The following is a 23972-nucleotide window of genomic DNA, read 5'->3' on the forward strand; positions in this document are numbered from 1 at the left end:
CACGGCAACCTCCACTACACCGGCCGCACCGACACCCAAATCAAAATCCGCGGCTTCCGCATCGAACCCACCGAAATCGAAAACACCCTCACCACCCACCCCCACATCACCCAAGCCACCACCACCCACACCAACAACCAACTCACCGCCCACATCACCACCACCCCCAACACCACCACCACACCCCACGACATCCGCACCTACCTCCGCCAACACCTCCCCCAACACATGATCCCCACCCACATCACCACCCACCACCAACTCCCCCTCACCCCCAACGGCAAAATCGACAAACAGGCTCTGCTCGCCCTGCCGAAGCCCCGGCCCGAGACCGCCGGTGCCGCCGGCCGGCCGCCGCGGACCGCACTGGAGCGGACCGTCTGCGCGGCCTTCGGGGAGGCGCTTGGGACCGATGTCCCGCCCGGCCCCGACGACGACTTCTTCGCCCTCGGCGGCCACTCCCTGGTCGCCGCCAAGCTCGCCAACCGCCTGAGCCGCGCCCTGGAGCTGAAGCTCACCCTCCGGGACGTGTTCCGGCACCAGACGCCCGCCCGGCTGGCCGCGTACCTCGAAACCGGCCCGGCCGACACGACCACCGCCCCCGAACCGCGCCGCGCCAGGCCCGTCCTGCGCCGTCGCACCGACCAGGAACGGATCACCTCATGATCGACGGGACCGCCCCCCTCCCCAACGCCGACGACATCGTCTGGGACCTGCCCGGCGACGGCCCGCAGCGGACCGCGCTGCTGGTGCTGCCGCACGCCGGTGGCAACGCCCATGCCTACGCCGACTGGCGGGACCGGCTCCCGGCGGACGTACGGCTGCTGATCGGCCAGTACCCGGGCCGAGGCGCCCGCTACGCCGAGGAACTGCCCACGACCATCGCCGATCTGGCCGGTCCCGTGGCGGCGGCGCTCCCCGGTGATCTGCCGGAGGACCTGGTCGTCCTCGGTCACAGCATGGGCTCGCTCGTCGCCTTCGAGGTGATACGGCGGCTCGCCGCGGCCGGGCGGCCCGCCCGCGCCCTGGTGGCCTCCGCATGCCGGGCACCGTTCCTGCCGAACCCCAGCGCCGTGCACCCGGAGCGGCTCGACGACGACCAGCTGGTCGCCGCCATCAAGGAACGCGGCGGCACCGACGACGGGATCCTCGACGAGCCCGAGCTGCGGGAGATCGTCATCCCGTCGATCCGGGCCGATTTCGCCATCGACGACGTGTACCGGTGCTCCGTGGCAGAGGCCGCGGTGGACTGCCCGGTCACCGTCATCGGCGGGGACCAGGACCCTGTGGTGCCGGTCGGGGCGCTGGACCGCTGGGCCGAGATCACCGGGGCCGGGTTCGCGGCGCACACCCTGCCGGGCGGCCACTTCTACTTCCAGCAGCAGCTACCCGCCTTCTTCGCCCTGCTCGGCACCGTACTCGGGGACGGCGCCGAGCCCGCGTCCGGAAGGCTCACCGCCTCGGCCGCCTGAAGCGACTGCCCCTGTTCCTGTTTCCCCAGAACTCCGTTCTGCCGTACTCCTTCCGGTTCCGCTCCCCGTCCGCTCCCACTCCGCATTCCGATCCCGAAGCAGTTCCCTTTCCGATCCCGAAGCGTTCCCTTTCCGATCCCGAAGCAGAGGACTCCTGTGATGACGACCTTCGCCGACGCCCCCGCCCTGAGCGGCCTGACCGTGATCCGCGAGCCGGGCAGGCCCGCCGTCGTGACCACCCCCGGCCATCACTCCATCGAGGCCGCAGCCGCCTGGCTGACCGAGCACCGGACCGCCGTCCAGGCGGAGTTGCACCGCTCCGGAGCGGTGCTGCTGCGCGGGCTGCCGGTCCATGACGCGGCGGCTTTCGCGACCGCCCGCGACGCCCTGATCGAACAGCGGGCCGGCTACAAGGAGAAGGCGACCCCGCGCACCGACTTCGGCGAGGGGGTGTTCTCCTCCACCGACCTCCCGGCCGCCCAGCCGATCAGACTGCACAACGAGAACAGCTACACCCTCGACTTCCCGGGAGTGCTGCTCTTCGGCTGCATCACCGCGCCCGAGGAGGGCGGCGCCACCACCGTCGGCGATATGCGGGAGGCGCTGAGACTGCTCCCCGAGGGGTTGCGCGCCCGGTTCGAGAAGGCCGGCTGGCTGCTCGTGCGCAACTACTCCGAACTGGCCGGCCTGCCCTGGTACACGACCTTCGCGACCGAGGACAGGGCGGTCGCCGAGACCTACTGCGACGAGAACACCATCGGATACGAGTGGGCGGACGACGACTCCCTCGTCACCCGACAGCGCCGCTCGGCGATCATCACCCACCCGGTGACCGGGGAGCGGGTCTGGTTCAACCACTTCGCGTTCTGGAACAGCCGCACCCTCGACCCGGACGTCCGCGAGGTGCTGGAGGAGACGTACGGCCCGGACGGACTGCCGTTCAACACCTATCTCGGCGACGGCACCCGGCTCACGGACGCCGAGGTCGATGCCGTCAACGAGGTCTACGACCGGGTCACGGTCCGGGAGAGCTGGCAGGAGGGCGATCTGATGCTGGTGGACAACATCCTCTGCGCCCACGGGCGGGAGTCCTTCTCCGGCGACCGGAAGATCCTCGTCGCCATGGGCGAGCCGGTCGCGCTCGCCGACTGCTCGCCCGCCAGCCCGGCGTCCACCACCGTCCACGGGGAGTGAGCACCATGACCGCCGTCCTGCCCGAGCGCACCCCGTCCCTCTCCTCCGCGCAGCCGCGCGAGCAGCCGCGCGATCTGCTGGAGCGGCTGGCCGCCGCCCCCGGCGGCCGTACCGCCGTGGTCGCCGCCGACCGCGAGCTGACGTTCGGCGAACTGCGCGCCGGCGCCATGCGGATCGCGGCCGGGCTCGCCGCACACGGCGTGGGCCCCGAATCCGTGGTCGCGCTCTGCCTGCCGCGCGGCGCGGGGCTGGTCACCGCGTTGATCGGCACCCTCACCGCGGGCGCCGCCTATCTTCCCGTGGATCCCCAACTGCCCGCCGAACGGCGCCGCTATCTGGTCGAGGACTCCGGAGCCGATGTCGTCGTCACCCCGGACGGCGGCCCCGACGGCGCGTTCCCGGCCGGGGTGCCGCAGCTCGGCCTGGCGGAGCTGCTCGCCGGCGGCACCACCACGCCCGCCTACCGGCCGGTCCCGGTGGCCCCGGACAGCCTCGCGTACGTCATCTACACCTCGGGCTCGACGGGCCGCCCCAAGGGCGTCGAGATCGGCCGGGACGCCGCGGCCCGGCTCCTCGCCGAGCTGGAGGACGTCGGGATCGCGGCGGGCGACGGCGCCCGGGTGGGCTGGAACGCCTCCCCGTCCTTCGACGCCTCCGTGCAGCAGTGGGTCCGGGTCTGCCGCGGCGACACCCTCGTCATGGTCGACGACGAGACGCGCGCCGACCCCGCGCTGCTCGCCGCGTTCGCCGACGCGCAGGCCCTGACCGATCTCGACCTGACGCCCTCGCACGCCGAACCGCTGCTGGAGCTGCTCTCCGCCGACGGCGGGCCGCGCCCGCTGACCCTGCTGATCGGCGGTGAGGCGATCGGCCCCGCCCTCTGGTCCCGGATCGCGGAACTGACCGCCGCGGGCACGGTCCGTGCCGTCAATCTGTACGGCCCCACCGAGTGCACCGTGGACGCCACCGCCGGGTGGATCGAACCGGTCGCCGGGGGGACCCCGCACCTCGGCGCCGTACTGCCCGGGCTGCGGATGCGGGTGCTGGACGAGAAGCTGGCGCCCGTCGGCCCGGGCGGAACCGGCGAACTGTATCTGGCCGGGCCCCGGGTGGGCCGCGGCTACCGGCGCCGCCCCGGGCTCACCGCCGACCGGTTCATCGCCGACACCGGCCCCGACGCGGAGCTCGGCGGGCGGATGTACCGCACCGGGGATCTGGTACGGCTGCTGCCGGACGGCCGGCTCGGCTATCTCGGCCGCGCCGACGGCCAGGTAAAGCTGCGGGGGTTCCGGATCGAACTCCCCGAGATCGAAGCCGTCATGACCGCCCATGGCTCCGTTGCCGAGGCCGTCGTCGTCCTCCGTGACGACGTCCACGGCGCGCCGGGGCTCGTCGGCTACTACCGGCCCGCGGCACCGGTGACCGAAGCGGCCCTCACCGGGCTGCTGAAGGCTTCGCTGCCGGCGTACATGGTGCCCGCCGTACTGGTCGCCGTGGACCGCTTCCCGACCACCGTCAACGGCAAGCTGGACCGGGCCGCGCTGCCCGCGCCGCCTCACGGGGCCCCGACCCCGGCTCCGGCCGCGGCGGACGACGGTCTCTCGGCTTCGGAGCGGCTGATCGGCGAGGTGTGGACAACCGTTCTGCGGGCGTCCTCCGTCGGCCCCGACGACAACTTCTTCAAACTGGGCGGCCATTCGCTGCTGGCCATCAAATTGGTGTCGCGGGTCCGGTCCGAGCTGGGCCTGGCCCTGCCGGTGAAGGCCGTCTACGCACATCCGCGGCTGCGGGACCTGGCCGCGCACATCGACGGGCTCGTCGCAGCCCAGGACGGATGAGGACATCGCCGTGAACCCTTTGTCGTTCGCCCAGCACCGTCTCTGGTTCCTGGGACGGCTGGCGGGCCCCTCGGCCGCCTACAACGCCCCGGTGGTGCTCCGGCTCGACGGGACGCCCGACCCGGCGGTGCTCGGCGCGGCCCTCGCCGATCTGGCCGAACGGCACGAGGTGCTGCGCACCGTCCTGCCCGCCGGGCCGGACGCGGAACCCCGCCGGGAGGTACGGGACGCTTCGGCGCTGCCCGCGCCGGAGGTGATCCGCTGCCCGGCAGCCGCGGTCGACGCGCGGGTGGCCGCCTTCGTCCGGGAACCCCTCGACGTCACCGCCGAACTCCCGCTGCGGGCCGCGCTGTTCGTCCCCGAGGAGCCCGGAACCGGTGCGGCCGGTGCGGCCGGTGCGGTGCTGGTGCTGCTCGTGCACCACATCGCCACCGACGGCTGGTCCGTCCGCCCGCTGCTGCGGGATCTGGACACCGCCTACACGGCCCGGCTCGCGGGCCGGGCACCCGGCTGGGAACCCCTGCCGGTGCAGTACGCCGACTATGCGCTCTGGCAGCGGGAGCTGCTCGGCGCGCCGGGCGATCCGGGGAGCCTGGCGGCAGAGCAGCTCGCCCATTGGCGGCGGGCCCTCGACGGGGCGCCCGGAGTGATGCCGCTGCCCGTGGACCGGCCGCGGCCCGCCGAGCCGTCCGGGCGCGGGGCGACGCTGACCGCGCACGTCCCGGCCGCCACCCACAGCGCGCTACTGGCCGTGGCCCGGGAGCACGGGGCGAGTGCTTCGATGGCGGTACGGACCGCCCTGGCGGCAGCGCTCACCGCGGCCGGCTGCGGCTCCGACCTGGTGATCGGCACCCCGGTCGCTGGCCGCCCCGAGGAGGAGCTCAACGAGCTCGTCGGGTTCTTCGTCAACACCCTGGCGCTGCGGACGGACGTATCCGGCGAGCCGAGTCCGGCCGCGCTCCTCGAACGGGTCCGCGACGCCGATCTGATCGCGTACGAACACCAGGACCTGCCCTTCGAGCTGCTGGTGGAGGAGCTGGCGCCCGAGCGGTCCCTCGGCCACCACCCGCTGTTCCAGGTGATGCTGACCGTCGACGGCGCCGAGGGCCCGGAAGGCGCCCGGTCCGCCGGGCCGGTGCCGCTGGGGCCCGACCTGACCGGTGTCCCGGGCACCGCGGACCTGGCGGCGGCCAAGTTCGACCTGACCTTTTTCTGCGCCCGACGGGCGGCCCCCGACGGTTCCCCCGACGGACTCGACCTGGCGCTCGGCTATGCGGTCGACCTGTTCGACGAGGCCACGGCGGAGCTGCTGCTGGATCTCTTCGTCCGGGCCCTGGAGGCCCTGGCCCACGACTCCGGGCGACCGCTCGGCCCGCTGTCGCTGGCCACCGCGGACGAGCGGGCCGCGCTGGCGGCCCGGCACACAGCGGCGGCTGCGCGGCGCACCCCCGCGCCACCGGCCGCCCGGACCGGGCGGCGCGATGCCGGCGCGCCCCGGGAGGAGATCCTCCGCGGGCTCTTCGCCGAGGTCCTCGGCCGCCCCCGGATCGGACCGGACGACAACTTCTTCCGGACCGGCGGGCATTCGTTCCTCGCGGGCAGGCTGGTCAACCGGATCCGGGCCGTCCTGGGGCTGGAGGCGGGCATCCGGGACCTGTTCCTGGCCCCCACCCCCGCGGCCCTGCACCGGCGGCTCACCGAGGCCGCCCGGACCCGGGCGGGCGGTACACCCCGGCCCGTACCGCGGCAGGTGCCCGAGCAGGTCCGGCCGGAGCGGCTGCCGCTGTCCGCGTCGCAGCGGGCGCTCTGGCTGCTGGCCCGGATCGACGGCCCGTCCGCCCTGTACAACGCGCCGATCGTGCTCCGGCTCGACGGGACGCCCGACGCGGTCGCGCTCGGTGCGGCCCTCGCCGATCTCACCGGACGGCACGAGGTGCTGCGCACCGCCTATCCGCAGCTGGGCGGGGAGCCGTACCAGCGGATCGTCGCGGACTTCGCCCCCGTTCTCGACCTCGTCCCGTGCGCGGGCCCGGACGAACTCGACCGGCGGGTGGCCGGGTTCGGCCGAACACCGCTCGACCCGACGGACGGAGTGCCGCTGCGGGCCGCGCTGTTCACCACCGCCGGACCCGGTCCCAGCGCCCTGGTCCTGCTGGTCCACCACATCGCCGTCGACGGCTGGTCCCTCGCCCCGCTGCTGCACGATCTGGACACCGCCTACACGGCCCGGCTCGCGGGCCGCGCACCCGGCTGGGAACCCCTGCCGCTCGGTTACGCCGACTACGCGCTCTGGCAGCGAGATCTCCTCGCCGAACCGGACGCCCTCCTGGAGCACTGGCGGAAGGCGCTGGACGGACTGCCGGAGCGGACGGACCTGCCGTACGACCGGCTCCGACCCGCCGAACCCACCGGCCTCGGCGGCACCGCCGGCACCCGTCTCGGCCCCGAGGTGGCAAGCGGCCTGGCCGCGCTCGCCCGCGAGCGGAACGCCAGCCTGTTCATGGTGGTACGGGCCGCCCTCGCCGCGGCCCTGACGGCGGCCGGTGCGGGCACCGACCTCGCCGTCGGCACACCGGTCGCCGGGCGCTCCGACGAAGCCCTGCACGATCTCGTCGGCTGCTTCGTCAACTCCCTGGTGCTGCGCGCCGACACCTCCGGCGACCCCACGGCCGCAGAGCTGGTGGACCGGGTCCGGGAGACCGACCTCGCCGCCTTCGACCATCAGGACCTGCCCTTCGAACTGCTGGTCGAGCAGGTGGGCGAGGGCTCGGCACGTGCCCTGGGCGAACACCCCTTCTTCCAGGTGATGCTGACCGTGCGGACCGCCGGTGCGACGGCCGGCACCGGCCCGGTCCGGCTCGGCCCGCTGACCGCCGATGCCGGGTCCGTCGACCTGGGGGCGGCGAAGTTCGATCTGAGCTTCCACTGCGAGGAGGAACCGGACGGCGGACTGCGGCTGCTCCTCGGCTATGCGCGGGACGTGTTCGACGAGCCAACGGCCGCTCTGCTGCTCGATGTGTACGGCCGGGCGCTCACCGCGTTCGCCGCGGACGCCGGCCGGCCGCTCGCCGCGCTCGGGCTGGTCACCGCTGTGGAGTCGGAGGGGTTCGCGGTCCGCCGGGAGCGGCTCGCCGTGGCGGCGGCAGCGGCGGCCGGACAGGTGGGCGGGCCGGGAGAGACGGGGCACCCCCGGGTGGAGCTGCTCAGCGGTCTGTTCGCGGAGGTACTCGACCGGCCGCGGGTCGGCCCCGGTGACAACTTCTTCCGTATCGGAGGGCATTCGCGGCTGGCCAGCCGGCTGGTCAACCGGATCCGGGCGGTCCTCGGCGTGGAGACCGGGATCCGTGATCTGTTCCTCGCACCGACGCCCCTCGCCCTGCACGGACGGCTGCCCGCGGGCCCGGACGCCGGGGGGCGGCCGCCGCTGCGCCGCGCCGAGCGGCCCGAGCGGATCCCTCTCTCCCCGGCCCAGCGGCGGCTGTGGTTCACCGACCAGCTGGACGGGCCGTCCGCCACGTACAACATCGCGCTGGTACGGAGGCTCCACCGGCCGCTGGACCCGGCCGCACTGGCCGCCGCGCTCGCCGACGTCGCCGAACGGCACGAGGTGCTGCGGACCGTCTACCGGACCGAGGGCGGGGAACCGTACCAGCTCGTCCTGGAGGGGCCCCGGCCGCAGCTGGAGCTCGGTTTCCCCGCCGATCCGGTGGCCGCCGCGGACGAGGCGGCTGGCCAGGTGTTCGACCTGGCGCGCGATCTGCCGTTCCGGGCCTGGCTGTTCCTGCCCTCCGGCGGCGACGGGCGGCAGACCCTCGTCCTGCTGCTGCACCACATCGCGGCCGACGGCTGGTCCGTCGACTGCCTGCTCGCCGATCTCGCCACCGCCTACGGGGCCCGGGCCGCGGGCTCGGCGCCCGACTGGGCTCCCCTGCCTGTGCAGTACGCGGACTACGCGCTCTGGCAGCGGGACCTCATCGGCGGCAGCGGGCGGGAGGAGCGGCTCGGTTTCTGGGAGCGGACCCTCGTCGGGCTACCGCCGCTGACGGACCTGCCCGCCGACCGGCACCGGCCGCCGGTGCCCTCCGGGCGGGGCGCGCTCACCGGATTCACCGTCCCGGGACCGGTGCGGGCCGGTCTCGAACGGATCGCCCGGTCCACCGGCAGCACCCTCTTCATGGTGGTCCACGCGGCCCTCGCGGCTGTGCTCGCGCGCTGCGGCGCCGGACCCGATCTCGCGGTCGGCACGGTCGTCGCGGGCCGGGACGACCAGGCGCTCAACGGCCTCGTCGGCTTCTTCGTCAACACCCTGGTCCTGCGCACCGACACCTCGGGCGACCCGTCCTTCAGCGAGTTGGTGGGACGGGTCCGGGAGGCCGATCTGGCGGCGTACGCCCACCAGGACGTGCCCTTCGACCTCGTCGTCGAACACCTCAACCCGCACCGCTCGTCGGCCCATCACCCGCTGGCGCAGGTGATGCTGCGGGTGGACCCGGAGCCGGACGGCGGCGGGTCGGAAGGCGGCGGGTCGGATGGGCCGCTGGCCGGTGAGGTGTTGCCCCACGGCTCGTCGACCGCGAAGGCGGACCTGACGTTCGCGCTGACGGGGGGCGTCGGGCACGGCGGTCTGGACGGTGTCCTTGAGTACGCCACGGATCTGTACGCGAAGGCCGGGGCGGAGCACCTGGGCGCCCTTCTGACGGGTGCGCTGGCCCTGTTCGCCGCCGATCCGGAGGTCCGGATCGGGTCGCTTCCTGATGGGCCCCGGCGGCCGGGAACGGGGCCCTACGGCACTGTCGCTGGCTACCGGATCGACCTCGGGCACGTCCGGGACGTCCTCGGGGCACAGCCCGGGGTCGACGGCGCGGAGGTGGTACTCGACGAGGGGAGACTCGTGGCCCGGCTGACGGGCGAGGTCACGGAGGCGGGCGCGCAGTCGTGGGCGGCGGAACGGCTGCCGGAGTTCGCGGTGCCGGGGGTGGTGACGGTCACGCGACCCGGTGGCGACCGCCCGCCGGGCCCCGGGGAGCCTTCCCCCGGCGACGGGCGGCTGCCGTTGGTGCTGGGCCTGTTCCGGGAGGTGCTCGACGGCAAGGAGGTGACGGAGGACGCCAACTTCTTCCGCTCGGGCGGGCATTCGCTGCTGGCGGTGCGGCTGCTGAACCGGGTCCGGACGGAGCTGGGCCGGGAGCTGACGCTGCGGGATGTGTTCCGGCACCCGACGCCGACGGCGCTGGCGGCACTGCTGGACGCGGCGCCGGTACCGCCGGCGGTTCCGGCGCTGAGGAGGCGGGCACGCCCGGCGCGGTGAGCCGGGGACTCGGTGGAGGAGGGGCTGCCCGAGTGCCCTGAGCCGTTGTGGCCTGGCCGCGCCGGGGGCGGTGAGTCGCGGGCCCCGGCGGACGGACTGCCCGAGTGCCCTGAGCCGTTGGGGTCCAGGCGCGGTTCCGGCTCGGGCGCCCTCGGTGGGCTCAGTGCTCACACCCCGAGCGGCAGGAACGCCGGTCTGCCGGGGCTGCTGTCCTTCGGCACTCGGGCCGGCCCCGGCCCGAGTGCCCCGGGGCGGGCTCGGCGCTCCCACCCCGGGCAGAGAAACGCCCGGCCGCCGGGTGCTGCTGCCATCCGGCCGCGGGCCGGATGTGGCTGATCGCGCAACCGGTGACGGCAGTCGCTCGACCGGCGACAGCTCATGGCAGATGCGTGGTTCCGGGCCACGAGCACAGGAACGACGAACTCCCGAACTTCGAACTCCCGGGCTCCCGGGCTCCCGGGCTCCCGGGCTCCCGGGCTCCCGGGCTCCCGGAGGAACGAGCCGCGTCGACACCGTTGCCGAGCAACAACAGCTCATGGCACCCGCGGAGTCGCCCGCCAGGAGCAGGCGGCAGGCGGAAGCGGCAGCCCGTGGCGCGGGAGCTGCCCCGGCAACTGCCCGGTGCGCGGGGCGACGGCTCGTACGTTTGCTGCGCGGGCCCTCCGATTCGGACCCGTCGCCCCCGCTCCCCCTTCTTCTGGAGGCCATGCGATGCCCTCGACCGCTCCCACTGCCTCCGCCGAAACCGACGACGAACCGGACGTCACGGATCCGGAGCGGGTACCGCTGTCGTACGCCCAGCGCCGGCTCTGGTTGCTCAACCGGCTGGAGGGACCGTCGCCGACGTACAACCTGCCGCTGGTGGTCCGGCTGGACGCGGTGCCCGAGCCCGGTGCGCTTCAGGCGGCGCTCGCCGATGTGCTGGAGCGGCACGAGGTGCTGCGGACGGTGTATCCGGCGGACGGTCACGGCGAGCCGTACCAGCGGGTACTGGAAGGCGCGCGCCCCGAGCTCGCCGTACGGTCGTGCGCGCCCGGCGAGGTGGCCGCCGAGGTGGCCGGGTTCACCGCGGGGACCTTCGATCCGGAGACCGGGCTCCCGCTGCGGGCCGCGCTGTTCCTGCCGGGCGACGGGTCCGCCGTCCTGGTGCTGCTGACCCATCACATCGCCACCGACGGCTGGTCGGTGGGCCCGCTGCTGCGGGATCTCGGCACGGCCTACGACGCCCGGACCGCCGGTGCCGAGCCGCGGTGGGAGCCGCTGCCGGTGCAGTACGCGGACTACACGCTCTGGCAGCGGGAGCTACTGGCGGACGACTCGGTGCTCGCCGCGTACTGGCGGGAGGCGCTCGCCGGGCTGCCGCCCCTGCTCGACCTGCCCGCCGACCGGCCGCGGCCCATCGCGCCGAGCGGCCGGGCCCGTACCCTCACCGCCACGCTGGACGCCGCGGCGCACGCCGGGCTCTCGGCGCTGGCCGCCGGGGCGGGCGCCAGTCTGCTGATGGTGGCGCGGGCCGCGCTCGGCACCGCGCTCGACGTCTGCGGCGCCGGTCCGGACACGGCCGTCGGCACACCGGTCGCGGGGCGCTCCGACGAAGCCCTGGACGAGCTGGTCGGCTTCTTCGTGAACTCCCTGGTCCTGCGGGCCGATGTCGCCGGACCCGCGGGTCCCCGGGAGCTGGTGGCCCGGGCCCGGGACGCCGCGCTGGGGGCGTACGCCCATCAGGAGCTGCCGTTCGACCGGCTGGTGGAGCTGCTCAATCCGCGCCGGGCACCGGGTGCGAACCCGCTGTTCCAGGTCACCCTGGCGGTGCAGGAGGCGGCGGATCCGGCGGCCGGGGAGGTACGGATCGGATCCGTACTGCGGGGCCGGTTCGAGGAGACCGGGCTGGACGCGGCGAAGTTCGATCTCGCGGTGACCTGTGCCGCCCGCCCGGAGCAGGGCGGTCTGGAGCTGTGGTGGACCTATGCCGAGGACCTCTTCGACGAGGCGACGGCGCAGCTGCTTCTCGATGTGTACGTACGGGCCCTGTCGAGGTTCGCCGAAGGCGGTGACGCGCCCCTGCGGCCGGCGGAGCTGCTGCCGGCGGCGGAGCGGGCCCTGCTGGCGGCCCGGCCCGCGCGGACCGGCGCGGTCGCGGAGGCCGCGGTGGCGGGTCCGGCGGCCGATCCGGCGACGGTCGCGGTGCTCCGCCGGGTCTTCGCGGAGATCACCCGCCGTGCATCGGTGGGCCCGGACGACAACTTCTTCGCCGTCGGCGGGCACTCGATGGCGGGCGTCCGGCTGGTGAACCGGGTGCGGTCCCTGCTGGGGGTCGAACTGCGGCTGCGGGACCTCTTCCTGGCGCCCACTCCGGCCCGGCTCGCCGCCAGGATCGCCGCCGGAGCCGGGGGTGCCGCGGCCCGCTCCGGGGAGGCCCGGCCGGGGCCCGCTCCCGTACCGGCGGCCGACCGGCCCGGACGGCTCCCGCTGTCGTACGCCCAGCGCCGGCTCTGGTTCACCGGCCAGCTGGAGGGGGCGAGCCGCTCGTACAACATGCCCTTCGTGCTGCGGCTCGACCGTCCGCTGGACCCGGCGGTCCTCGCCGACGCGCTCGCCGATGTCGCCGAGCGGCACGAGGTGCTGCGGACCGTCTACCGGGCGGAGGAGGGACAGCCCTACCAGGAGGTGCGGCAGTCGGTCCGGCCGGTGCTGACGGTGGTGCGGGCGCGGCCGGAGGAGGAGATGGCCGCTGTCACCGCGGCGGCCGGCCATGTCTTCGAACTGGCCGCTGAAATCCCCTTCCGGGCCTGGCTCGTGGAGACCGGCAGGGACGGTGGCGGGCAGGTCCTCGTGCTGCTGGTGCACCACATCGCGGCCGACGGCTGGTCCTCGGGGCCGCTGCTGGCCGATCTGTCCGCGGCGTACACGGCCCGGCTCGGCGGGGCGGCCCCCGACCTGACTCCGCTGCCCGTGCAGTACGCCGACTACACCCTGTGGGAGCGGAAGCTGCTGTCGGGGCCCTCGGCTGCGGCCCAGAAGGTCTACTGGCGCGACCGGCTGGCGGGCATGCCGCCCGTACTCGAAATGGTTCCGGCGCGGACGCGTCCCGCGGAGGCCACGCGCCGGGGGGCGGCGGCCACCGTCCCGGCCCTGGACGCGGAGGTCCACGCCGCTCTCGGCCGGCTCGCTCTGGCGCACGGCGCGACCCTGCTGATGGTCGTGCAGGCGGCGCTGGCCGCGGTGCTGACCCGGCACGGCGCGGGCACGGACCTGCCGTTGGGCACGGTCGTCGCCGGCCGGGACGACCAGGCGCTGGAGCAGCTGGTCGGATTCTTCGTCAACACGCTGGTACTGCGGACCGACACGGCCGGGAACCCGTCCTTCGCCGAGCTGCTGGACCGGGTCCGGGAGACCGACCTCGCGGCCTTCGCGCACCAGCAGCTCCCCTTCGACCTGGTGGTGGAAGAGCTCAATCCGGTACGGTCCACGGCCCACCACCCGCTGGTGCAGGTGATGGTGCAGGTGCATCCGGCCGAGCGGGCGCCCCTGCCGGGTTCACCGCTGTCCGGCACTGCGCTGCCCGCCGCGTCCGGGTTCACCAAGTTCGACCTGACGCTGGCGCTGCGCGAGACCCGGGACGCCTCCGGTGCCCCGGCCGGTCTGGAAGGCGTCCTTGAGTACGCGCTCGACCTCTACGACGAGGGCACCGCGGCCCAGTTGGCGGCGCATGTGGCCCGGCTCCTGCGGGTGGTCGCCGACGCACCGGACACCCGGATCGGCGACGTGCCGCTGCTGTCCGGGGAGGAGGCCGAGCGCCTGCTCGTGGGCTACAACGCGACGGCGGTACCGCGGGTGCTGCCGGGGCTGGTGCACGTGCGGTTCGAGGAGCAGGTCCGCCGTACCCCGCTCGCGGTCGCGGTCCGTCACGAGGACCGGACCATGACGTTCGTGGAGCTCAACCGGCGGGCGAACGCGCTGGCGCACCGGCTGATCGGTGCCGGGGTGGAGCCGCACGGCGCGGTCGGGCTGCTGCTGGACCGCACGCCGCAGCTCCTGGTGGCGGCGCTGGCGGCGCTGAAGTGCGGGGCTGCGTACGTACCGCTGGACCCTCGGCTGCCGGACACCCGGATCGCCATGATCATGGAGGACACGGGGGCGGGCGTGCTCGTCACCGAGGAGGCTTACGCCTCCACCGGACCGGTGGCGCGGCAGGTGGCGGCGGGCGTGCGGGTGCTGTCGGCGGACACTCCGGTGCCGGGCGGCCCGAGCACCGATCCGCGGGTGGCGGTCGGCGAGGACGCCCTGATGTACACGATGTTCACCTCGGGGTCCACGGGCCGGCCCAAGGGCGTCGGGGTCACCCACCGCAATGTGGTGGAGCTGGTCACCGACCGCTGCTGGGACCACCGCAACCACCGGCGGATGCTGGTGCATTCGGCGATCGGCTTCGACGCCTCCACCTACGAGCTGTGGGTGCCGCTGCTGAACGGCGGGGAGCTGGTGTTCGCGCCGGGTTCCGGTACGGATCTGGCGGAGCTGGACCACACGATCCGCGCCCACGGGGTGACCGCCGCCTACTTCACCATGGGTCTTTTCCACATCATGGCGGACGAGGGTCTCGACACCCTCAAACTGCTGGACGAGGTGTGGACCGGTGGGGACGTGGCGTCCCCGGCCGCCCTCCAGCGGGTGCTGGACCACTGCCCGGACACGGTCCTGGTGCACAGCTACGGTCCGACCGAGGCCACGTTCGCCTCGCACCACCAGCGGCTGGACACGGACTGCCGGGTACTGCCGGGTGTGTTCCTCGGCGCCGCTCTGGACAACACCCGGGTGTACGTCCTGGACGGGGCGCTGCGGCCGGTGCCGGTGGGCGTCGCCGGGGAGATGTACATCGCGGGCACCCAGGTGGCCCGGGGCTATCTGGGCCGGCCGGGGCTGACCGCGGAGCGGTTCGTCGCCGATCCGTTCGCCGCCGGTGGTGAACGGATGTACCGCACGGGCGATCTGGTGCACTGGACGGCGGGCGGTGAACTGCGGTTCCTGGGAAGGGCGGACGGCCAGGTCAAACTCCGCGGCTTCCGCATCGAGCCCGGTGAGATCGAAGAGACCCTGGCCCGGCATCCCGATGTGGGACGGGCCGCGGTGGTCGTCCTCGACGACGGTCCGGGCGGCAAACGGCTGGTGGCCTACGCGGTACCGCGCGCCGGGCGGACCCCGACGGAGCAGGGGCTGCTGCGCTGGGCTGCCACCGAACTCCCGGAGCACATGGTGCCGTCGGCGCTGATGCTGCTGGACGACATCCCGCTGACCGTGAACGGCAAACCGGACCGCGGGGCGCTGCCCGCGCCCGCTCCGGCCGCCGCCCCGTCGGGACGGGCGCCGAGGACTCCGCGCGAGGAGGTGCTGTGCGGGCTGTTCGAGGAGATCCTCGGGGTGACGGGTGTCGGCATCGACGACAGCTTCTTCGCCCTGGGCGGGCATTCGCTGCTGGGCGTCCGGCTGGTGAGCCGGGCCCGGACGGCGCTCGGGCTGGAGCTGGGCGTCCGGGACCTGTTCCGCACACCGACGGTCGCGGGGCTGCTCGCGGACGAACCGTCGGGCTTCGACCCGATGGGCGTCCTGCTGCCGCTCCAGCCCGGCGGCACCCGGCGTCCGCTGTTCGCGCTGCACCCCGGCACCGGTGTCGGCTGGACGTACGTGGGACTGGCCCGGCATCTGGGCCCGGACCAGCCGCTGTACGCGATCCAAGCCAGGGCGCTGTCGGAGCTGGGGCACCGTCCGGAGTCGGTCGAGGAGATGGCCCGCGAGTATCTGGAGCACATCCGGCGGGTCCAGCCGCAGGGCCCGTACCGCTTCCTCGGCTGGTCGTTCGGCGGCACCCTGGCCCATGCGCTGGCGGTGATGCTGGCGGAGCAGGGCGAACGGACCGAGTTGCTGGCGATGATGGACGTCCATCTGGTGCCGACCGAACCCGAACGGCGCCGGATGACTTCGGCGGAGAAGCGGGAGATGCTGGTCGGCGACGCGACCGACGAGCCCGAGGACGCGCCCTTCGACGTGGCGGGGCTGATCGGGCTGGTCCGGGAGAACGATCCGGTGCTGGGTGGTTTCTCCGACGACGAGATCCGTTCGGTGATCGGCGCCTCCATCGACCATGCGGAAATCGTAAGAATCTATGCGCCCCGTCCGGTGAAGACGCAGATGCTGTTCTTCGCGGCCCGGGGAGATGGCGCCCCCGAGAGCACACTTTCACGATCCTGGATTCCCTATGTCGACGGCACCGTCGAACAGCACACCATCGGGGTCATCCACACCAGGATGGGCGAGCCCGAACCCCTGGAAAAAATCGGCCTTATCCTTTCCGACGCTTTGAGGAGCCTGTCATGACAAACTCCACCAACCCATTCGACGACCCCGACGGCATCTTCCACGTGGTGGTCAACGATGAGGGGCAGCACGCCCTGTGGCCGGTCTTCGCGGACATCCCCGCAGGCTGGGAGGGGGTTTGGGGGCCGGGCCCGAGGGACGGGGCGCTGGAGTACGTGGAGGCCAACTGGACCGACATCCGGCCGAAGAGCCTGCTCGCCCAGTACGCCTGACCGGGCTCCGCCCTCCCTTTCCCCAAGACCGCCGGCCGCGGTCCGGACACACTCCGGACCGCGGCCCTTCCGTATGTCCCGGGGAATGCAACCCAGTATTCCGGGCGACCTATCCGCGCTCTTCGCGACCTCGCCGACCCGATTTCGGCGTTCCCTTTCCGTATTCCCTTTCGGCGTGCTCTTTCGGCGTTCTCTTTCTGCGCCGATTCTGCCGCCCGCAACTTCCCCTTCCCGAACCGTATCGTCCCTATATTTTCGGCATGCGACAACGGAGTTTGACGATACTGCTGACCGGTACCGCATCGGATTCCCACACCTGGAATCTGGTCTACCTCCGGCTCTTCCTGGAGGAGCGCGGCCACCGGGTGAGCTGTCTGGGGCCGTGCGTCCCCGACGAACTGCTCCTGGCTGCGTGCACGGAGTCGGCGCCCGAGCTGGTCGTCATCAGCAGCGTCAACGGTCACGGCTACCGTGATGCGCTCTCCGCCGTCCGGTCCCTGCGCTCCGCCGGGCTGGGCGTGCCGGTCGTCGTGGGGGGCAAGCTCGGTGTCGCGGGACGGACCGATCCGGCCCAGCGGGCGCTGCTGCTGGAGGCGGGCTGCGACGCGGTCTTCGACGACGGGGACGTGGAAGCGCTGCGGGCGTTCGCGGCGGACCTCGCCTCCGCCTCCCGGCCACCCCTGCCCGTGGTTCCCCGGGCCGTGCTTCCCCGGGCCGTGGCATGAGACCCGGCAGCACGGTCCTCACCGCCCCGGAGGGCCACAGGAACGGCGGCCGGGACCCCGGGGCCGCGGAGTCGTTCGGCGGGTTCGTCGCCCGGGCCGCCCGGGCCGGCCGACTCGTGGTCCAGCCGCGGATGGGCTTTTCCGACCCCGCCCGGATGCGCACGGGCCTGGCCGCCACCCGGTCCGCCGCGGCGGTCACCGTCGGCACGCTCACCATCGACAGCTACACCCGGGTCGGCGATCACGCCGGGGCGCGGGCCGCCGTCGCCGAGGGCGCCCGGCTCAACGGCTATCCGATCACCGCCCACTCCGCCGAGCGGACCCGGGCCGTGCTCGACGGCATAGCGGGTCCGGCGTTCCCGGTGCAGGTGCGGCACGGTTCGTCCCGGCCCGAGGCCATCGTCCGGGCACTCGCCGCGGCCGGTCTGCACGCGACCGAGGGCGGCCCCGTCTCGTACTGCCTGCCCTACGGGCGGACCCCGCTCGCCGATTCGGTGGAGAACTGGGCGCGGGCCTGTGAACTCCTCACGGAGCTGGTGCCCGCCCCGGACCTGCCGCACCTGGAGAGCTTCGGCGGCTGCATGCTCGGCCAGCTCTGCCCGCCCGGGCTGCTGGTGGCGCTCAGTCTGCTGGAGGCCCTCTTCTTCACCCGTCACGGCATCCGCAGTGTCTCCCTCAGCTTCGCCCAGCAGACCGACCCGGCCCAGGACGCCGAAGCCGTCCGGGCGCTGCACCGGCTGGCAGCGGAGTTCCTGCCGCCGGACACCGACCGGCATGTGGTCCTCTACACCTACATGGGGGTGTATCCGCGGACCGAACGCGGCGCGACCCTGCTACTGGAGGCTTCCGCACGGCTCGCGGTACGGGCCGGCGCCCAGCGGCTGATCGTGAAGACGGCCGCGGAGGCGCACCGGATTCCGACGGTACGCGAGAACCTGCGGGCGCTGGAGATCGCCGCAGCGACCGCGGACCTCGCCGCGCGCTCCCGGCCCCGTGCCCCGGCCGTCCCGGACCCCGCCGTGGACGAGGACGGCGACAGTGCGGTCTACCGCGAGGCACGGGCCTTCGTGGAGGCCGTCCTCGACCTCGGCGACGACCTCGGGCGGGCGCTGCGGACCGCCTTCGCCCGGGGCGTGCTGGACGTGCCGTACTGCCTGCACCCCGACAACGCGGGCCGCAGCCGCAGCTATCTGGACTCCGCCGGGCGACTGCGGTGGGCGGAGACCGGCGGCATGCCGGTACCGCCCGGAACGGCGCCGGACGGCGCCCGTACCCCACTGACCTCCGACGGGCTGCTGGCCGCGCTGTACGGCGTCGCGACCCGTTACGACACCCCGGCACCGGGCGGCCGGATCCTCTCCGCCGCCGCCTCGCCTTCCTGAATCCCGCCACCCGATCGTCTGGAGTCGACCGTCATGAAACCCGCCCGCGCAGCCGCCCCCGTCCTTCCGCCGCTCGGTGACCATCTGGCGTCGCCGCGGCTGCGGTCCGCGATGCTCGTCCAGCAGGAGGCGCTGTACGCGGCGCGCGAGTTCCTGCGCGGCGAGGGCTTCACCGAACTGCTGCCCCCGCTGATCGGCCCGGTCACCGACCCCGGCGGCCGGGGCGCCAAGGCCCTCGACGTCGACTACTACGGGCAGAAGTACAAGCTGATGACCAGCGCAATCCTCTACAAGCAGGCATCGCTACAGGGCTTCCCGCGGCTCTTCTACATCGCCCCGAACATCCGGGTGGAGCCGCCGGAGACCGCCGGAACGGGCCGCCATCTGGTGGAGTTCCACCAGATCGATGTGGAGATCGCGGGCGCGAGCCGTGAGGACGCGCAGTCGGTCGCCGCCGGGCTGCTGACCCAGGTGGTGGAGCACGTCTGGACCGCCGTGCCCGACGTGCTGCGGGAACTCGGCCGCGACGAGGCCGACTTCGCCGAGCTGCGGGCCGGGAAGTTCGACCGCTGCACCCACGAGGAGGCGGTGTCCCGGCTGGCGGCCCTCGGTCATGTGCAGAGCCCGGACGCGGAGATCGACTGGGAGGCGGAGCGGATCCTGTCGCTGGACGCCGGGCACCCGCTCTTCGTCGACGACTATCCGAAGGGCTCCCGCGGCTTCTACGACCGGGAGGACCCCGAACGCCCCGGTGTGCTGCGGAACTTCGACCTCATCGCGCACGGCGGCTACGGCGAACTGGTCAGCGGCAGCGAGCGCGAGGCCGACTACGCGACGATCGTCACCCGGATGCGGGAGAGCGGCGAGAACCCGGCGAAGTACGCCTGGTACCTGGACGTGGCGCGCCGCGGCCTCTCCCCCAGCGCGGGCTTCGGCATGGGACTCCAGCGGCTGGTCCGCTTCCTGACCGGGCTGGACGCCCTGTGGCAGGTCAGCGCCTATCCGAAGCTGCCGGGGGTGATCACGCCGTGAGTACGGGCACGGTGACGGCGGCCGGCTTTCCCGAGGAGGCGGTACGGGCCCGGGCCCGGCACGGCGCCGCGGAGGTCTTCCCGCCGTCCGGGGAGTACGGGACGGGCCTGTTCGGCGCGGGGGCCGCGGGCGGACCGGGTGTTCCGACCTCGGGGTCCGGCGGGATCCGGGCGGCGGTCGCGCCCTGGGGCGGCGGGCCGCCGGATGCGCTGGACGCCCTGCGTCCAGCACCGCCGGTGTTCATGCCGCGGCGGCTGGAGAAGCTCATCGCACTGGGCCGGGAGCCCGGCCACGACGACGTCGAACTGCACTCCGGGATCGGCGGTTTCGACGCCGCGCTGCCGGTGTATCTCTCGGCGTTCGGGTCGACCCGGGCCGGCAGTGGTGATCTCGCGGTGGCGGCGGCCCGCCAGGCGGGGCGGCTCGGGATCCCCATGGTCGTCGGGGAGAACACCGTGCCCGTCCACGGCTACCGCTCGGTGCTCCTCGCCCGGATCGAAGCCTATGCGGAAGCGGTGGGCGACGGCCCCGGCGGCGTGGTGGTGCAGCAGTCCACCGAGGACGCCGACTCGGAGGTGTGGAACCTCCTCTACAGCGACCCGGCGGTACGGGAGCTGAGGGACTCGGGCCGGCTCGGCTTCGAGCTGAAGACCGGTCAGGGCGCCAAACCCGGTCTCGGCGGAATGACGGTGGTCAGTGCCGCGGAAGCCGAACGGCTCTCCGCAGCGGGGCTGTTCACCCTCGGCGCGGAGCTGGGCCCGGACGGTTCCCGGCTGCGCTGTGCCACCCCGGGAACGTTCACCGAGGAGATCCTCCGCCAGCAGATCCGCTTCATGCGGAACAACTTCCCGCTCGCCGGGGTGTGGGTGAAGTTCCACCCGGGCCGGGACCTCGGCACGGCGGCGGCGACGGCCTGGGCCGCCGGGGCGGACGCGGTGACCGTGGACGGCGCCGAGGGCGGTACGGGCTGGGCGCCCCGGGTCTTCCTGGACGGTGTGGGGCTGCCGCTGGCCGACTGCCTCGGCCTGGTCGACCGGCCCGAGGGGGCGAGCCTGCTGGCCTCCGGCCGAATGTGGGAGGGCGGCCGGGCGGTCCGAGCCCTGGCGCTCGGCGCCACGGCCGTCGGTCTGGGCCGGGCCGCGCTGCTGGCCGTGGACGAGGACCGGGAACACGGTCTGGAACGGCTGGTGGAAGCCCTCGCCCTGGAGTTGAGGCTGCTCCTCCACGCCCTGGGCCAGTACCGTCCCGGGGACCTGACCCGTGCGGACCTGTGGCCGCCGCCGGCGGCGGGCCGGCCCGTGCCCGCCGGGGCGGCGGGGGGTGGGCGGCCGTGATCCCGTCGGAGCACGATCCGGGCGCCGGGTCCGGGAGCACGGGACCGTCGCGGACTCCGCCCCCGGTGGACGGCTCCGCCCGGGACGGCGGACCGGCCGGGACGGGGCGGGGATCCGCGGAGGCGATCACGGTACGGCGGCCTCCGCCCGGCCGCACCCGCGGGCCCGCGCGAAGGGACGGTTCGGCTTTTGGCAGCCGCGGAGCGCGGCCCCGATCGGCTGGGCAGCGCCGGACCGTGCGGGCCCGGTTCCTACCCGATGCTTCGCTGCCCGTGCTGACCGTGGTGCCGAAGACCCCGGCCGCCGCGGCCCGGGCCGCCGGACGGGCCGCCGCGCGACGGCTCGCCCGCACCGGACGGGCCCATATCGGCGGCCTTCTGGAGCTGCGGGTGCTCGGCGCGCCCGGCGGTCCCGCGGCGCCTGCCAGCGCAGCCGAGCGGGCCGCCGTCCGGGCCGTCACCGCCGCCTTTCCCCCATTAGCCACGAACCGGAGGACCGCCCCATGACCGTGACCGAGACGGACCCGCCCGCGGAGTCCGCCACAGTGCCCTGGGGCCGGGTCGGCGTCCTCGTCGGCGGCCAGGCCGCGGTGCAGCTCGGCAGCTTCGCCCTGCTGATCGCGATGAACTGGACGGCCGTACAGCTCGGCGGCGCCGGGGCGGTCACCCTGCTGATGCTGGCCGCGACCGTGCCGCGGGCCCTGATGCTCATCTTCGGCGGGGCGCTGGCCGATGTGCTGGGGCCGCGGTTCGTGCTGCTGCGGACGACCTCCGCGCGGGCGGCGCTGCTCGCGTTCGGCGCGGTGGTCACCGCCACCACCCAGCAGTTGTGGCCGCTGGTGGGGATCGCGCTGCTGGAAGGCGTCCTGCTGGGGATGGCGGGACCGGCGTCCGGGACGCTGCTGCCCCGGTTCGCCCGCGGCGATCAGCTGGCCCGCGCCAATTCGGCGTATGCGACGGTGCTCCGGGTCGCCCCAGTGCTCGGCGCGCCCGTCGGGGCCTGGCTGATCACCGTCGGCGAACTGTGGGTGGCCATGCTGACGGCCGCCGCGACCGGAGTGGTCTGGCTGGGCTGTCTGCTGTTCATCACCCGGGGCTTCACCCGGCCCGCCCGGCAGGTGGGCGGCCGGTCGCTGCTGCGGCGCTCCGGCGACGGCTTCCAGCTGTTGGCGCGGTACCCCCGGCTGCGCTGGATGTTCGTCACATCCCTCTGCCTGGACATGGCGTTCAGCTGGCCGGTCGAGGTGGCCCTGCCGCTGCTCGTCCATGAACGGGGGTGGGGCGTCGGTGCGGTGGCCATGGTGCTCGCGGCGTTCAGCCTCGGCGCGCTGGCCTCCAGCGCGCTGGGCGCGGCCTTCGCGCACCGCATTCCGGTGTTCTTCCGGCTGGTGGTGACCAGTGCGGGCCTCGCGGCCGGCATCACGGTGATGGCGCTGATGGGCTCGCCGGGGTCGCTGACTGCGGTGGCCGCGGGGGTCGGCCTGCTGTCGGGTCTCAACGGCCCGGCGATTGTGACGCTGTATCAGCAGGCGACGCCGGAGGGCCGGATGGGGGCGGCGATGTCGACCCTCGCCCTCGCCGGAATCGGTGCCGCGCCGCTGTCGATCGCCCTGTTCAGCTCGTTGTCGCTGGTGCTCGGGGTGGAGCGGACCTGGCTGCTGTGCGGGGCGGTCGCGGCCGTCTCACCGGTCGCGGCGCTTCTCGCACTGCGGGCACGCCCGCCGGCCGTGGACCCCGGTGGACCCCCGGCGGGCGGGGACGGCACCGGATCCCCGGGACCGGCGCCTTCGGTAAAGGACTCTTCGGAAGCTCTCGCCGTACCACCCGTACCACCCGTACCACCCGTATCGGCCTCCGACCACGACGGCCGCGACGACCGCGACGGCGTTCCTCTGGAGGCCGGATCCGGACGCCCGGTTCCCACTGCCTCGGCACCGGCCGGGGGTCCGGCGTACGCCGCCGGCCGCGAGCCGCCGCGCGAAGGAGCACCGCACCCGTCCGGCGAACCCGTCCCCCTCCCCACCTGATCCGCGCCCGCGCCCTGCGGCGCGGGCGCATCCCCATGCGAACTGGAGGCACCCCATGGCAGCGCCGGCCATCGGACAACTGCTGGTCCCCCGCAGGCTCTCCGGCTCCGGACCGGGCACCCCGGCCGCCCCGGCCCCGACGGGGCCGGGGCTGTGGCTCGTGGACACCACCGAGTACCGGGCGTACGCAGCCGGGCAGGCTCCCGGCACCCTCGACACCCTGGAGCTGGCCCGCGCCGCGGAGTTCGTGCGGGCGGCCGACCGCGACGGCTATGTGTGCGCCCATGTGGCGCTGCGCCGGCTGCTGGGCGCGTATCTGGGAATGCCGGCCCGTGACGTGGTCGTGGAGCGCGCTCCGTGCGTGCACTGCGACGAACCGCACGGCAGGCCCGTCGTGCCCGGCGGGGCCCTGCACTTCTCCCTGTCGCACTGCGACGGGCTGAGCCTGCTCGCCTTCGCGGTGACGCCCGTCGGCGTAGATGTCGAGCCCGTGCCCGAAGCCGCGGCGGTAGCCGAATCGGCCGATGTGCTGCACCCCCGGGAGGCCGCCGAACTCGCCGCCCTACCCGCGGACGAACGCCCCCTGGCGTTCACCCGGGTGTGGACCCGCAAGGAGGCATATCTCAAGGGGACGGGCGTGGGACTGGCCGCCGATCCGTCCATGGACTACGTGAGCGCAGGTCCGGTGCCCGTCTCGCCGCCGGGCTGGACCCTCGGCGACGTTCTCGCGCCCGAGGGCCACCACGCCGCCCTGGCCCTGGCCGACCCGCCCGACGACCGCTGACGGGTCGGGCGGGGCGGTGTCCGGGGCTCCGGGCCGTACAGCAACCGGTGCCCCGGGCGGCGTACGCTCCGAGCGGGTACCACTCGCCCCTCGTACAGCACGGTGCGGCGGACGTCGCACCACGAACCCGCGGTACGGCGTTGGTCGTACCGCGGGTGCGCGCACGCAGCCGGGCGGCGGCTCCTCGCCGTACCACCGCATATGCGAAACGGCCGGGGGGGGGGGGGGGGGCGGGCCCCCCCCCCCCCCCCCACGCCCCGGCCCCCGGCGGGGCCACCCCCCCCGCCCGGCGC

At 74.2% G+C, this 23972-nt stretch carries 14 protein-coding genes; all 14 read left to right on the forward strand.

From position 1 onward, the window contains the following. A partial coding sequence (locus ACFXJL_RS19330) for a phosphopantetheine-binding protein (RefSeq protein WP_384693975.1) occupies positions 1-666 on the forward strand: 666 nt, incomplete at its 5' end. After that, positions 663-1472 carry a thioesterase II family protein gene (locus ACFXJL_RS19335; RefSeq protein WP_384693978.1) on the forward strand — a complete coding sequence of 270 codons (810 nt, stop codon included), beginning with the start codon at positions 663-665 and terminating at the stop codon, positions 1470-1472. The genes ACFXJL_RS19330 and ACFXJL_RS19335, both read left to right, overlap by 4 nt. A 159-nt stretch (positions 1473-1631) precedes the next feature. Beyond that, entirely contained in the window at positions 1632-2666 is a 1035-nt protein-coding gene (locus tag ACFXJL_RS19340; RefSeq protein WP_384693981.1) for a TauD/TfdA family dioxygenase, read from the forward strand. Between the two features lie 5 nt (positions 2667-2671). Then, positions 2672-4504 (forward strand): amino acid adenylation domain-containing protein, encoded by a 1833-nt coding sequence (locus ACFXJL_RS19345; protein WP_384693984.1) that lies wholly within the window; start codon positions 2672-2674, stop codon positions 4502-4504. 10 nt (positions 4505-4514) lie between these two features. Beyond that, positions 4515-9812, forward strand: a complete 5298-nt coding sequence (locus ACFXJL_RS19350) for a condensation domain-containing protein (RefSeq protein ID WP_384693987.1) — start codon at positions 4515-4517, stop codon at positions 9810-9812. Positions 9813-10523: 711 nt separating this feature from the next. Next, positions 10524-16184, forward strand: a complete 5661-nt coding sequence (locus ACFXJL_RS19355; RefSeq protein ID WP_384693990.1) for an amino acid adenylation domain-containing protein — start codon at positions 10524-10526, stop codon at positions 16182-16184. Next, a complete protein-coding gene (locus tag ACFXJL_RS19360) occupies positions 16181-16396 on the forward strand; it encodes an MbtH family protein (protein WP_358882304.1) in 216 nt (71 codons plus the stop codon). The genes ACFXJL_RS19355 and ACFXJL_RS19360 overlap by 4 nt, the downstream gene beginning before the upstream one ends. A gap of 260 nt (positions 16397-16656) precedes the next feature. Then, a complete protein-coding gene (locus ACFXJL_RS19365) occupies positions 16657-17121 on the forward strand; it encodes a cobalamin-dependent protein (protein ID WP_384693993.1) in 465 nt (154 codons plus the stop codon). Beyond that, positions 17118-18503 (forward strand): methylaspartate mutase, encoded by a 1386-nt coding sequence (locus ACFXJL_RS19370; protein ID WP_358882303.1) that lies wholly within the window; start codon positions 17118-17120, stop codon positions 18501-18503. Before ACFXJL_RS19365 ends, ACFXJL_RS19370 begins: the two co-directional genes overlap by 4 nt. Before the next feature lie 33 nt (positions 18504-18536). Next, entirely contained in the window at positions 18537-19535 is a 999-nt protein-coding gene (locus tag ACFXJL_RS19375; RefSeq protein WP_358882302.1) for an asparagine synthetase A, read from the forward strand. Further along, positions 19532-20869 (forward strand): glutamate synthase-related protein, encoded by a 1338-nt coding sequence (locus ACFXJL_RS19380; protein WP_384633732.1) that lies wholly within the window; start codon positions 19532-19534, stop codon positions 20867-20869. The genes ACFXJL_RS19375 and ACFXJL_RS19380 overlap by 4 nt, the downstream gene beginning before the upstream one ends. Before the next feature lie 236 nt (positions 20870-21105). Next, entirely contained in the window at positions 21106-21375 is a 270-nt protein-coding gene (locus ACFXJL_RS19385; protein WP_384633729.1) for a hypothetical protein, read from the forward strand. Next, positions 21372-22895: an MFS transporter gene (locus tag ACFXJL_RS19390; protein ID WP_384693997.1), complete on the forward strand. Its 1524-nt coding sequence runs from the start codon at positions 21372-21374 to the stop codon at positions 22893-22895. The genes ACFXJL_RS19385 and ACFXJL_RS19390 overlap by 4 nt, the downstream gene beginning before the upstream one ends. Before the next feature lie 55 nt (positions 22896-22950). Beyond that, positions 22951-23679 carry a 4'-phosphopantetheinyl transferase superfamily protein gene (locus ACFXJL_RS19395; protein ID WP_358882298.1) on the forward strand — a complete coding sequence of 243 codons (729 nt, stop codon included), beginning with the start codon at positions 22951-22953 and terminating at the stop codon, positions 23677-23679. Positions 23680-23972: the final 293 nt, after the last annotated feature.

Source organism: Streptomyces sp. NPDC059256 (genome assembly GCF_042753785.1).
GTDB lineage: Bacteria > Actinomycetota > Actinomycetes > Streptomycetales > Streptomycetaceae > Streptomyces.